The sequence below is a fragment of the Streptococcus sp. ZY19097 genome (assembly GCF_040731245.1).
Taxonomy (GTDB): Bacteria; Bacillota; Bacilli; order Lactobacillales; family Streptococcaceae; genus Streptococcus; species Streptococcus orisratti.
Map to the genome: position 1 here is coordinate 71,043 of NZ_CP160400.1, position 12,486 is coordinate 83,528.

The 12,486-nt window shown below is 38.5% G+C and carries 14 protein-coding genes; 11 read left to right on the forward strand and 3 right to left on the reverse strand.

From position 1 onward, the window contains the following. Positions 1-79: 79 nt before the first annotated feature. The 6 genes from ABZ559_RS00360 to spx all read left to right on the forward strand — a co-directional run bounded on the left by ABZ559_RS00360 (position 80) and on the right by spx (position 6,728). Positions 80-385, forward strand: a complete 306-nt coding sequence (locus tag ABZ559_RS00360; RefSeq protein WP_273403251.1) for a lactococcin 972 family bacteriocin — start codon at positions 80-82, stop codon at positions 383-385. A 57-nt stretch (positions 386-442) separates the two neighbouring features. After that, on the forward strand, positions 443-2,449 hold the full coding sequence (locus ABZ559_RS00365; RefSeq protein ID WP_018376064.1) for a DUF1430 domain-containing protein: 2,007 nt from the start codon (positions 443-445) through the stop codon (positions 2,447-2,449). A 1-nt stretch (position 2,450) separates the two neighbouring features. Beyond that, positions 2,451-3,092 (forward strand): ABC transporter ATP-binding protein, encoded by a 642-nt coding sequence (locus tag ABZ559_RS00370; RefSeq protein WP_018376063.1) that lies wholly within the window; start codon positions 2,451-2,453, stop codon positions 3,090-3,092. A gap of 497 nt (positions 3,093-3,589) precedes the next feature. Further along, positions 3,590-4,849 carry a competence/damage-inducible protein A gene (locus tag ABZ559_RS00375; protein ID WP_317334318.1) on the forward strand — a complete coding sequence of 420 codons (1,260 nt, stop codon included), beginning with the start codon at positions 3,590-3,592 and terminating at the stop codon, positions 4,847-4,849. A 50-nt stretch (positions 4,850-4,899) separates the two neighbouring features. Beyond that, the gene (gene recA / locus ABZ559_RS00380; RefSeq protein WP_018376061.1) at positions 4,900-6,054 is read left to right on the forward strand and encodes a recombinase RecA; all 1,155 of its coding nucleotides are present in this window, start codon (positions 4,900-4,902) and stop codon (positions 6,052-6,054) included. 275 nt (positions 6,055-6,329) lie between these two features. Further along, a complete protein-coding gene (gene spx, locus ABZ559_RS00385; protein WP_026217171.1) occupies positions 6,330-6,728 on the forward strand; it encodes a transcriptional regulator Spx in 399 nt (132 codons plus the stop codon). Between the two features lie 71 nt (positions 6,729-6,799). On the opposite strand, the gene ABZ559_RS00390 is transcribed toward spx, so the two are convergent. The 3 genes from ABZ559_RS00390 to ABZ559_RS00400 all read right to left on the reverse strand — a co-directional run bounded on the left by ABZ559_RS00390 (position 6,800) and on the right by ABZ559_RS00400 (position 9,292). Continuing rightward, positions 6,800-7,243: a DUF3021 domain-containing protein gene (locus ABZ559_RS00390; protein WP_018376957.1), complete on the reverse strand. Its 444-nt coding sequence runs from the start codon at positions 7,241-7,243 to the stop codon at positions 6,800-6,802. Between the two features lie 17 nt (positions 7,244-7,260). After that, positions 7,261-7,704, reverse strand: a complete 444-nt coding sequence (locus ABZ559_RS00395) for a LytTR family DNA-binding domain-containing protein (protein ID WP_273403238.1) — start codon at positions 7,702-7,704, stop codon at positions 7,261-7,263. A 421-nt stretch (positions 7,705-8,125) separates the two neighbouring features. Continuing rightward, positions 8,126-9,292, reverse strand: a complete 1,167-nt coding sequence (locus ABZ559_RS00400) for an IS30 family transposase (RefSeq protein ID WP_367005779.1) — start codon at positions 9,290-9,292, stop codon at positions 8,126-8,128. A 203-nt stretch (positions 9,293-9,495) separates the two neighbouring features. Between ABZ559_RS00400 and ABZ559_RS00405 the strand changes: the two genes are divergently transcribed. From ABZ559_RS00405 to ABZ559_RS00425, 5 genes are all read left to right on the forward strand, one after another. Then, positions 9,496-9,765: an IreB family regulatory phosphoprotein gene (locus tag ABZ559_RS00405; RefSeq protein WP_026217175.1), complete on the forward strand. Its 270-nt coding sequence runs from the start codon at positions 9,496-9,498 to the stop codon at positions 9,763-9,765. Continuing rightward, positions 9,762-10,181 carry a Holliday junction resolvase RuvX gene (ruvX, locus tag ABZ559_RS00410; RefSeq protein ID WP_367006780.1) on the forward strand — a complete coding sequence of 140 codons (420 nt, stop codon included), beginning with the start codon at positions 9,762-9,764 and terminating at the stop codon, positions 10,179-10,181. Before ABZ559_RS00405 ends, ruvX begins: the two co-directional genes overlap by 4 nt. A 16-nt stretch (positions 10,182-10,197) precedes the next feature. Next, complete coding sequence (locus ABZ559_RS00415; RefSeq protein ID WP_367006781.1) at positions 10,198-10,512, forward strand: DUF1292 domain-containing protein; 315 nt, start codon at positions 10,198-10,200, stop codon at positions 10,510-10,512. Between the two features lie 177 nt (positions 10,513-10,689). Beyond that, entirely contained in the window at positions 10,690-10,818 is a 129-nt protein-coding gene (locus ABZ559_RS00420) for a hypothetical protein (RefSeq protein ID WP_273413704.1), read from the forward strand. Positions 10,819-10,859: 41 nt separating this feature from the next. Beyond that, positions 10,860-12,443, forward strand: a complete 1,584-nt coding sequence (locus ABZ559_RS00425; protein ID WP_367006784.1) for a DUF2079 domain-containing protein — start codon at positions 10,860-10,862, stop codon at positions 12,441-12,443. Positions 12,444-12,486: the final 43 nt, after the last annotated feature.

The window sequence follows — 12,486 nt, forward strand, 5'->3', positions numbered from 1 at the left end:
TCACAGTGGCTTATTCCAAGTGTATCACTTGGACCTTGGCAGTAGCTAACTGCACTAAATATAATATAAGGAGTTAATCATGAAAGTCAGATATAATGTTGTAAAAATTTGCACAGTGATTTTATTGTCTTTAGCAATTGCTCCAGGAGTTCTTGCAGCGCAAAATATTTATGGTGGTGTTTGGTCATACGGTGGACATCATGATCCTAATAATTGGGGAGCTTTTTCTAATTATTACCATCGAACCAGAAGACACTGGTCAAATGTTATCAGAGCTAGCGATTCAAAAGCTAATTATAGCGAAGTAGGGGCGAATGCAACTTCGACAGCTTTTATAAATACTAGTGTAGGTGAGGTAGCCTATTTCAATTGTGGCGTTAAGTAGAACAGTTGTAAATGAGGAGCTATTTCATTAGCTCCTCCGTGGTTATAGGGGGCAAAGATGAGACGAGTTTTTATTTTTCTATCAACTGCTATCATGACCTTATTTTTTGTGTGGGTTATCTCTGAGAGGTCAACTCAGTTGAGATATATGAGCTATCCTTCTGTTACAATCATGGGGACTTTAGGGACTCAAGAGCCCCCTTCTCGCGGAGATTTTGAAAAGGTACTAGAAGACTTAGCTAATGAAACGCATAGCTTGGTTGCTCGACGTATTGCCGAACCACAACGCTCTGGAAAGGCTAATTTTAGTTATGCAACTTACGGACAAGGACGGTTGCCTAAGACGATGCGTCAGGCATCTGTCGCAAGTGCTAAAAGCAGCTCTCTTGCTAATAGCTATTTGATTATCAAGGGAACATTGACTAAGAAAAAGCTTCTTGAGACCTTTACACAACTGGGGTATCAGGCAGTTGATTTTGGTGAACAATCGAATCCCTTATACTTTTTTGTATCCTGTTTGTCTAAAGGAGCACAATTTTTAGCCTTGCTTATTTTTCTCCTAACCTTCTTGGCTTTGACTTTGATTTATCGCGTTAGAGAGTTAAGGTCCGCTGGTATTAGGCTTATTTCTGGTCAGGCACTGTTGGAAATCACGGTTAAAACGGTTAAAAAAGATTTCTTTCTTATTTTACAGGCTTATGTCGCTTCAGTATTATTAGGATTGGGCTTTCTGGGGATTTTAGGATTGTTTGAATCCTACTTTATTCTCTTAATAGCAGGGACAACTCTTTGCTATTCGCTTCTATTAGCTTTCGTATCTCTTTTGTTAAGTGGTGTTTATCTTCTTGGTTTAAAAAAGACCAGTCTGATTGAAGTTATTAAAGGAAAACTTCCTCTGCGGCGTTTAATTATTTTAATGTTGCTGGGGCAACTCTTGGCAGTGGTTATTGTTGGCAATAGTGTCAACCGTATTATTATTTATAATCGAGAACTACAGCAACAATCCTTATCACAAGTAGCGTGGAGAAAAGAGAAAAACTGGTTCAATCTTGGTTTTAATCTTGGTGGACAGCAACCGTATAACAAGAAAGAGCAGGATCGTCGAGAAACTATCTGGTATCAGTTGATTCAAGATGGTGTTACCAATCATGGTACCATGCTTGTGCAGCACAATTTTGCCAACTATATGCTGAGTTCTCAAACTGTTCAAGGTACCAGATTGACAGACTACGCGCCTGAAGGAAACACACTCTTTGTGACACCTAATTATTTTACCAATCAGAAGATTGATGTGCCTAGTCATGTGATGGAGCAACTGACGCAACTCAAAGAAGGTCAATTTGGTCTTATCTTGCCTAAGAAATTATCAAAAGATAGTCAACAATACATTAAAATCTATGAGGACTATTTTGCTAAAATGATGGGGCTGGAGCAGGTAGAAGCGAAGGTTTCCTATCTACCTAATCATCGCTCTTACTTTGTCTTTAATCAAACACCAATTGCTTCACAACAATATGTCACTGATCCGATTTTTTTGGTCTTAACTCCAACTTCAACGGGTAATGGTACTTTAGCGAAGTCGTTTTGGAATAATGCTCTTAACTACTATCTTTTCTTTAATGGTTATGATAAAACGATTGAGATGTTGAAAGACTACGGTACTTACCCTTGGATTTCCTATGTTGAAAATAGCCAAGCCAGTTACGAAATGCAGGTCAGTAATATTCAAACAGAAGTTATCAGCACTTTGGCTGGAAGTGTTCTAGGGGTACTGACGTCTATTTTACTTTTCAACTCTATGAACCTTTTGTATTTTGAGCAGTTTAGAAGAGTTATCTTTATTAAACGTATTGCGGGCATGTCCCCTTTATCCATCCATAGAAACTATTTAGTGGCACAATTTGTGGTTCTTTTAATCGGCTTTGCAACGGTTGTTTTCATGAGTCAGAATTTACTTATAAGTTTAGTTACTTTATTGCTTTTTATTGGCTGCTCGTTGGCTACGCTTGTTTGGCAATTGTCAGCTGAAAATCGCTTAGCTGTTACTGTATTGAAAGGGAAATAAGATGATAGTGATTGAACAATTAACAAAAACATTTGGGCAGCGCAAAATTTTTTCAAATACGACACTTCAGTTTGAAGATGGGAAGGTGTATGCCTTGGTTGGCTCAAGTGGTTGCGGTAAAACTACTCTACTCAATATTCTAGCTAAGTTGGAAACTTACGACAGTGGAAAAATTAGTTACGAGGGTACCGATTTGAGAGAGATAAAATCACGAGTATTTTTCCGAGATTATCTTGGTTACCTTTTTCAAAATTTCGGTTTACTAGAAAGTCAGACGATTCAGGAAAATCTTGATTTAGGTTTGGTAGGTAAAAAGATTAGCAAGACCGAGCGTAGAGCTTTGCAAAAGCAAGCTATTGAAACCGTTGGTCTAGGCTATCTTGATTTATCGCAAAAAATTTTTGAATTATCGGGAGGCGAAGCACAGCGTGTTGCCTTGGCGAAAATTATTTTAAAAGACCCTCCACTAATCTTTGCAGATGAGCCAACAGCTGCTCTGGATCCTAAAACTTCTGAAGAGATTATGAAGATTTTACTATCCTTAAGGAAGAGTGAGAGAATTATTATCATTGCAACCCACAATCCAAGAATTTGGGAATTGGCAGACGAGGTTGTTGATATTCCTAGTGTTGCTAATGTGTAGGAGAAATGCTTTAGGAGGTTCAGGCACACATCATATATGGCAAGCAATGGCATCTCTTGCTTTCAAGTAAAAGTAATTGCTGTCGTCTGAAGTTATGTTATTTTATTCTGAACTGTCGCAAAAACATCTTAAGTCAAACAAGTAGAACTACCTAAGTAGCTTTCATTGTGATTGGTAAAGGTGACCAAATTCTAAGTCTTTGCGAATTTTACTGAGAAAGTCATCATAAGATGGCTTTTTTATTATAGAATTAGGTGGGTTCAAGTCTACGCTTGAAAATCATACTCTTTGGAAATCAGTTCATTTTAGGCCCTTATCCTCAGTTTACATGATATCGTTGTTTCAAAAATACGGCTATTTACTAAAATAAGAGAAGATACCGTGTTTTATAGTTCTAATAAAAGATTTTAAACAACTTTTCAGTGAATTTCTACGTGATTTGGGATTTTTTGTTAAAATAATAGACAACATTACGAATAACTAAGTAGGTGGTAAATATGAAAGCTGAACTGATTGCTGTAGGCACTGAGATTTTAACAGGACAAATTGTCAATACTAATGCCCAATTTTTATCGGAGAAATTTGCAGAGTTGGGAATAGATGTCTTTTTCCAGACCGCTGTCGGAGATAATGAAGAACGGCTCTTGTCTGTTATTGACCTTGCCAGCAAACGTAGTAATCTGGTAGTACTTTGTGGTGGTCTTGGCCCAACCGAAGACGATCTGACCAAGCAGACTTTAGCCAAATATCTAGGGCGTGAGTTAGTTTTTGATGAAGAAGCCATTCAGAAGTTGGATGACTTTTTTGCGACGCGTCCTCAGTATGCACGTACACCCAATAATGAACGGCAAGCACAGATTATTGAAGGGTTTATCCCTCTCCAAAATATCACTGGTTTGGCAGTTGGAGGCCTACAGGAGGTCAATGGCGTAACTTATGTCGTCTTACCTGGTCCACCAAGTGAACTCAAGCCCATGGTCAATGAGTATCTTGTTCCTCTGTTGTCAATTAATCACACCAAGTTGTATTCGCGTGTGTTACGCTTCTTTGGGATAGGTGAGAGTCAGCTAGTGACTGTTTTGAAGGAATTGATTGATAATCAGACAGATCCCACTCTGGCACCTTATGCTAAGACAGGAGAGGTTACGCTGCGCTTATCGACTAAGGCAAAAACACAAGAAGAAGCTGATGCCAAACTGGATGTTTTGGAAACTCAGATTTTATCAGTTAAAACTTTGGAAGGGGTGGAGCTGAGTCAGCTACATTATGGCTATGGTGATGATAATAGTCTTGCACAGGTAGCTTTTGGATTACTTAAAGAGAAGGGGAAAACTATCACTGCTGCTGAAAGCTTGACGGCAGGTCTCTTTCAAGCCAGTCTTGCTGATTTTTCAGGAGCCTCTGAGGTATTCAATGGTGGTTTCGTAACTTACAGTATTGAGGAAAAATCTAAAATGTTGCAGATTCCTTTGGAAGACTTGCAGTCACATGGAGTAGTTAGTGCTTTTACAGCTGAAAAAATGGCAGAGCAGTCTCGCTTTTTAACAAATGCCGACTTTGGCATCGGTTTGACTGGTGTTGCTGGTCCAGACGAACTTGAAGGACATCCAGCAGGAACAGTTTTCCTTGCCATCGCTAGTAGGGAAGAAGTTCGTTCTATAAGGGTTGTTATTGGAGGACGTAGCCGCTCGGACGTTCGTTACATCGCAACTTTATATGCTTTCAATTTAGTACGCCAAGCTTTATTAAATGCTTAAAATTTGATATAATATGCGGAGTATATCTCTCAAAGAGAAGGAGAAAAAATTTGGCTAAAAAAACAAAAAAAATAGAAGAAGTCACTAAGAAATTTGGTGATGAGCGCAAGAAAGCGCTAGACGATGCCCTAAAGGTCATTGAAAAAGACTTTGGTAAGGGAGCGGTCATGCGTTTGGGTGAGCGCGCTGAACAGAAAGTTCAAGTGATGAGTTCAGGTTCGTTGGCTCTTGATATTGCCCTTGGTGCAGGTGGCTATCCTAAAGGACGTATTATTGAAATCTACGGTCCTGAAAGTTCAGGTAAAACAACAGTGGCTCTTCATGCGGTTGCTCAAGCTCAAAAAGAAGGCGGAATTGCTGCCTTTATCGATGCTGAGCACGCCCTTGATCCAGCTTATGCACAGGCTCTTGGCGTTAATATTGATGAATTGCTCTTGTCACAGCCTGACTCTGGAGAACAAGGTCTTGAAATTGCTGGTAAATTGATTGATTCTGGAGCAATTGACCTTGTAGTTATTGACTCGGTTGCTGCTCTTGTACCTCGTGCCGAAATTGATGGGGATATTGGAGATAGCCACGTTGGTTTGCAGGCGCGGATGATGTCGCAAGCTATGCGCAAACTCTCTGCTTCAATCAATAAAACAAAAACCATTGCGATTTTTATCAACCAGTTACGTGAAAAAGTTGGCGTTATGTTTGGAAACCCAGAAACGACGCCTGGTGGACGCGCACTGAAATTCTATGCTTCTGTTCGTCTAGATGTTCGTGGCAATACGCAAATCAAAGGTTCAGGTGACCAAAAAGATAGCAACGTTGGTAAAGAAACTAAGATTAAGGTTGTTAAAAACAAGGTTGCTCCACCATTTAAGGAAGCCTTTGTCGAAATCATGTATGGTGAAGGAATTTCGCGGACAGGCGAACTTGTTAAGATTGCGACTGATTTGGACATTATCAAAAAAGCTGGCGCATGGTATTCCTATAATGGTGAAAAGATTGGCCAGGGTTCAGAAAATGCCAAGAAATATTTAGCTGACCATCCTGAAGTTTTTGATGAAATTGACCACAAGGTGCGCGTGCATTACGGCTTAATTGAGGATGATGCAGCGACTGCAAATGCAACCCAGTCAAAAGAAGTACCAGAAGTTGAGGACAACACCGCTGATCTTGTTTTGGAACTTGAAGATGCTATCGAAATTGAGGAATAGGAATGAGATGTAAGGCTTTTTCGAATGCTAAAGTTTCATGTGTTCGGTGATTAAACATAAAGGAGATAATTCTTATTTAACTTGAATTTGTCTAGAAAGTTTGGAGCTGATCTTGCCTCCAAACTTTTTTACTCTGGTTTTGTGACAATTAGATGACAATGTGTCGTTTTTTAACTTTTTAGTTGACTTTTTTAAAATAGGTCTCTAGACCTATTTTTTACTGGTTAAGCCTATGGTATAATACAAGTATCATGGGATAGAAAGTGAGAATGAACATGATTAAGATTTATACAATTTCAAGTTGTACAAGCTGCAAAAAAGCAAAGACTTGGCTCAATGCTCATCAGCTCCCTTACAAAGAACAGAACCTCGGAAAAGAACCACTGACACGCGCAGAAATTATGGCAATCCTTACAAAAACAGAAAATGGTGTTGAAAGCATTGTATCTTCTAAGAATCGCTATGCTAAAGCCTTAAATTGTGATATTGAAGATTTGAGCGTTAGCGAGGTGATTGATCTCATCCAAGAAAATCCTCGTATCTTGAAGAGTCCGATTTTGATTGATGATAAACGTTTGCAAGTTGGCTACAAAGAAGACGATATCCGTGCTTTCTTGCCACGCTCCATTCGTAATGTTGAAAACGCAGAAGCCCGTTTGCGCGCTGCTTTATAAATTAGTTAGAAATTGAAAAACCATGTGGAACAATTATTTCACATGGTTTTTTGTAGAATTGATTGTAAAACTTAACCGAGCTTAGTATTGATTTCTCGAATATCTTTTTTGATAGCTAGGTAGTTAAAGAGATAAACAACCCCATAAATGCCGCTGATAAGAAGGAGGAAACCTATGAAAGCAGGAAGATTAAGTGAGAACCATTTGAGGTACCAACCAGCCAGCAGTAGAGGCAAGACGATTAGTCCATAGTGGATGCCTGTTAAGGCTAGCAGGCTACGCTTAGCATCAACTTTGCTAAAAATAGAGCCAGCCATTCCTTGCAGAATGCCTAATCCTGCAAAAATCATCAGCTGAACGCCAATAGCTGTCGTTTTATCTGGAAATTGTTCTAGAAAAGCTGGGATAGCAGGAGAAAATCCTTTTCCGATGATAAGACTAGCCAAGTAGGTAGCCAGTGTACCTATTCCCATGCCAATGAAGGTGTAGGCAATCAATTTTTTAAGTGTTTTCATGATTATCCTCCTTTCTTTTAAACCCCCAGCGCTTTCTTAACATTTTTCAAGGAACGCCGAGAGACAAAACTGGTTTGTCCAGTTGTTAAAGTAATTTCAATAGTCCCTTTTAAATTGAGATTAAGTCGTTTAATGTAGTCTATATTCACTATCTCGCTATGTGAAATTCTGACGAAATTTTCAGGGAGTTCTTGCTCTAGTTGGTAGAGGCGAAGTTTGCTAGTATAAACTTTATCGGTAGTTTCTAGACAGACTTTTTTACCGTCTGTATAAATGCGGCTAATATCCTTAGGAGGGAGAAAGTACAGTTTTTCTATCCAAAAGGCACGCACATAATTCGTAGTAGTTGTGCCTTTGACAAGGTCAATTACTTGCTGAGTTTTGTGGTCAATAGGCTGCGCTGTGTAAATTTTAATCAGCGTTTCAGGAATGATCATGTTTTTGAAGATTTCGAGCTTCATAAGAACCTCCCCCTTTCTGATTGTAGTATAACCTAAATCCTCATCTAAAACCATAAATTTGGAATAAGTGGTTATTTTGGAGGGATAAGTGGTCCATGTTTTGAAAAAACAAGGATTTTCAAAAATTTCAAGATTTTTTGTAAGAGTGGTAAGAGTTGGTAAATTCTCAAAGTAAGTTCTAGGTCTGAGTCTCCCAGAAGTTACTATGAGAAAACTGCATAAAACCAACAGAATTTAGTCTCAGACTAAGTTCTGTTTTTGACTAAAATGAGGCTTCAAGGGTGTTTTTGGCTTGAAATTGTTGAAAAAAAGAGTACACTAAAGTTACTGGCTCTGAGACGTCTCAAAGTAAGTTCTAGCTATCTGGAATTTGGGATGGGACAAGTTCCTTTCTATTTTTGATTAATTTTTTTGATAAAAACTAGTGATTATTTAGTAATCGTGGAGATTGAATGACGTTCTCAGGGTCAATTTTAGAGATACCCAAAAGTGTTGCCAATTCCTCACCGTAGGTAAATGTAAAGAGTTCATAAGCCGATTTTCCGTTGAAAGAAGCTCGTTTGACGCTGTTGACATGCGAACAAACCAGGTTGATGTCCTCCTGTGTCAAGTTGTCAAACGAACTGCCTTTAGGAAGAATATCTCTGATAAGTGTGTGATTCTTCTCAATTCTCCCTTTCTGGTCAGAACGATTGGGGTCACAGAAGAATAGCTTTGATTCTCCGCGAACATCCCTTTCGATGTCGTCCACTCTGGCGAATTCACCACCATTGTCGGTCAGAATGACAGGGAATAGTTCGCAGAAGTCTATCTCTTTCTGATGCAGGTCGTTTTTGATAATGTAGAGGTGTTTAGCGACCTCATTAGCTGTTTTATTATCAAGCAATCGAGCGAAAATAAAGTTACAGAAGGAGAGGTTGAAGGTTAGAAGAACTTTTCCTCCAATCCGTCCAGTAACGGTGTCCATTTCCAGCCAATAGCTGATGCCTTCTTTTGTGAGAAAGCGTTGGAAGTCCTCATAGGACCGTCCTTCTTTGGCAGTTTTAGGAATGGGAGGAAGATCTCTTGTTCGACGTTTTCTGAATTTCACGACACGGGGGAAATCAATAGGCTTTGTGGAAAGATATCCTTTTTCAAGGTATCGGTAGATAGAAGCTCTGGATGCCGAAAGTTCGTTTGAGGCGATGATGTGGTTGAGATGTTGTCCCTTTTGTATGGCTGAAGAGACAATCTCGTCCATACGATAGAATTCTTCTTTGTTTAGGGCAACGCCTGTTCTCGACTCCGAGAGCTTAGCTTCATAATCAAGCTGAGCTCTTTTGGCATAGTAGAACTGTTTCTGGTATCCACAGTTCAATCTCTTTTTCGGACAGGCATTACAAACGTAGGGAGCCTTTTTGAGCAGAGGGCAGGCCTCACAATTGGAAGCACTAGAGTTCTCTTTTGTCACCCTATTTCTCCGAACTTCTTTTGAAATTGTGGACGGATCTTTTCCTAACTTAGCTGCTATAGCCGAAAAGGTTTTGAGCTGTTCAATTCCTATTTGAATATCATTGCGATCAGAGAGAGTTAAGTGTTTGTTTTTCATTGTCAGTTACCAACTTGTCCCATAGTAAGTTCTACCTTATTTTTTTGTCTCAGTCTAATTTCCAGCTTTGGGGGTAGACTAGAACTTACTTTGAGAATTTAGGAGTGGTAAGAGTTTACATGAAAAGCAATTGAAATCCTTGTTAAATATCTTTAAATGAAGTATAATAAGGAATAATGGAATTTCAGAAAGTAGGTGTAAGTATGGGATTTACAGAAGAGACTGTGCGCTTCAAATTAGACGACGGCAATAAAAAAGAAATCAGTGAAACACTCACAATGGTTTACCGTTCGCTTGACGAAAAGGGCTATAATCCAATCAATCAAATCGTGGGTTACGTCTTGAGTGGGGATCCAGCTTATGTTCCTCGCTATAATGATGCCCGTAACCAAATTCGCAAATATGAGCGTGATGAAATCGTTGAAGAACTTGTCCGCTACTATCTTAAAGGAAACGGGATTGATTTAAAATGAGAATCATGGGACTAGATGTCGGCTCTAAAACTGTCGGAGTAGCGATTAGCGACCCTCTCGGTTTTACAGCGCAAGGACTTGAAATCATTAAAATCAATGAAGAAGCTGATGAATTTGGCTTTGACCGCTTAGGAGAACTTGTTAAGCAATACAAGGTTGATAAGTTTGTAGTTGGTCTGCCCAAAAATATGAATAATACAGAAGGCCCTCGTGTTGAGGCTAGCAAAGCCTACGGTGAGAAGATTACAACTTTATTTAATCTTCCAGTTGAGTATCAGGATGAGCGTTTGACGACTGTGCAGGCAGAGCGCATGTTAGTTGAACAAGCTGATATTAGCCGTGGTAAACGTAAAAAAGTCATTGATAAATTAGCGGCACAGCTTATTTTACAAAATTATTTAGACAGAATGTTTTAAACAAAAAGGAGAATCTATGGCACATAACCATAATCACGATCATGACCATGATCACGAAGTCATTACACTGGTAGATGAGCAAGGCAATGAAACTTTATTTGAAATTCTTTTAACCATTGATGGTCGCGAAGAATTTGGCAAGAACTATGTTCTTTTGGTACCAGCGGGTGCAGAAGAAGATGTGAATGGTGAAATTGAAATTCAAGCTTACTCATTTACAGAAAATGAAGATGGTACAGAAGGTGACCTTCAACCAATTCCAGAAGACTCGGATGCCGAGTGGGATATGATCGAAGAAGTTTTCAATAGCTTCCTAGATGAAGGTGAATAAGATATAAGAAAGTGGTCTGAAAATGATGCATGTCAGGAAAGTTGACTAAAGTAGGTAAACTTTCCTGTTGTTTAATCTTTTAAGTAAAATCACGATACAAGGAGCTTGGGACATTGCATTGTCCCAGCTTTTTTGTTATCTTAACTTATTTTCGAATAAATAGGTTGGAGGTAACAAATGGCAAAATTATCACTGTTAACCAAGGAAGAGGAACTTTTTTTGGATGACTATCAAAAGCAGACCTATCACCGTTTTAGAGATATTTTATTTTATGCTTTACTTATTGAAAAATTGACTAAATCTTAGTTTCTGATATACTGGAAGTATATTAGTCAAGGAGAAGAGATGTGAATCAAACACCAGAAGAGCTCCTCTTGGAGAAGGATAGTCGTGTAGACTATAGTCGTTCACAACGTCGTCAAGCAGAAAAAAACACGCACCGCGAAGAAACGAAAAAAACAAAGGTGCCACTTGTACATAAATTTCATATTGCTTTTTTTAGTATTTTAACAGCCTGTTTGACAGTTGCTTTACCATTTTTTTCAGATTTGGTAAATAGTCTGCAATCTCAAAATATTTATACCGGTATGATGATGACCAGTGGTCAGTTACCTTTTAGTGATATCTTTGCTACCGGTGGTTTTCTCTATTATGTTTTGATTGCCATAGGGTACTATTTGGGCACAAGTCTCTGGTTGGTTTTGGTCACTTTCTTGGCAACTTACGTATCAGGAATTTATCTTTATAAAATTTTTAATTATTTTACCAATAGTACCAAAATTTCTGCGGCAGCCAATACTATTTTTTATTTGTTGAACATTGCATTAGGGTTTGGTGGTCTATATCCTAGCCAATGGGCCATACCTTTTGTGCTAGTCTCTCTCTGGTTTTTGGTGAAATACTTTGCAGGAATTATTAAGGATGAAGCCTTTATTCTCTATGGCTTTGCAGGAGCTGCTGCCATGCTTTTAGATCCTCGCACCTTGGTTTTCTGGGCTTTGTCTTTCTTAACAATTGGAGTTTATAATATTGGTAAAAAACATGTTGCTAGAGGTTTTTATCAGCTTCTGTGCATCATTTTTGGAACTATTTTAGTCTTTTATACAGCTGGTTTCTTTATTCTCAATTTGCAGATTTTATTGCCTTATCTGAAACAGGCTGTGGTGTACCCTTTTACTTTCTTTGCAGCTGGTAAGGAAAATTTTCTATTAGGAATTGCTTTCCAAATGTTCGCTGCTTTAGCATCGGGATTGCTTCTCGGATTTTTTACTTTCCTTAAGCACATTTCTAAAGGAGAAGATAAAATTGCAAAATGGCTAATTTTTCTCACTGCTATTGTCTATCTTGTTATTGCTTGCCTATCTCAAGATTTTCATTTGTATCACTTGTTAAACTTCTTGCCATTTGGTTTGGTATTGTCTGTTTTGGGGTTAAATCACTATTATCAATCAAGTCGTAGTAAATCTGCCCATCGTAGTAAAAAATCAGGTCGTGAGGGTGCTCGTTTCTTTGAGTTGTATTTGGAACGTCATCTGTATTTCCCTGTTTTCGTCTTTTTAGTAAGTATAGGTTTGTCAGCTTTCCACTATGTCAGTTCACTTGATATTAACGCTCAACGTTCAACAGTCGCCACCTACCTTTCAAGTCAGGTGGCTAGTGATGACAAGGTCTATGTTTGGGATGATTCAGCCAAAATTTACATAGATGGACAATTGAAGAGTAGTACAGAGTTTCCGCTTCCTTCGGTCAACACGATGAAAAAATCGCAGGCGAAGTTATTAGAAGATGAACTTCTTCAAAATAAGTCAGCATTTGTAGTGGTAAATAATGATGAAAAAATTTCTGAGACAATAGAAAACAATCTCAAAGCTAATTACGATCCGCTTTCAGTAGATGGTGTTTCTAGTTTCACGATTTACAAGAAAAAATAATGAAAAATCAATATCTTGTGTTTATTTAAAAAAACTAACACAA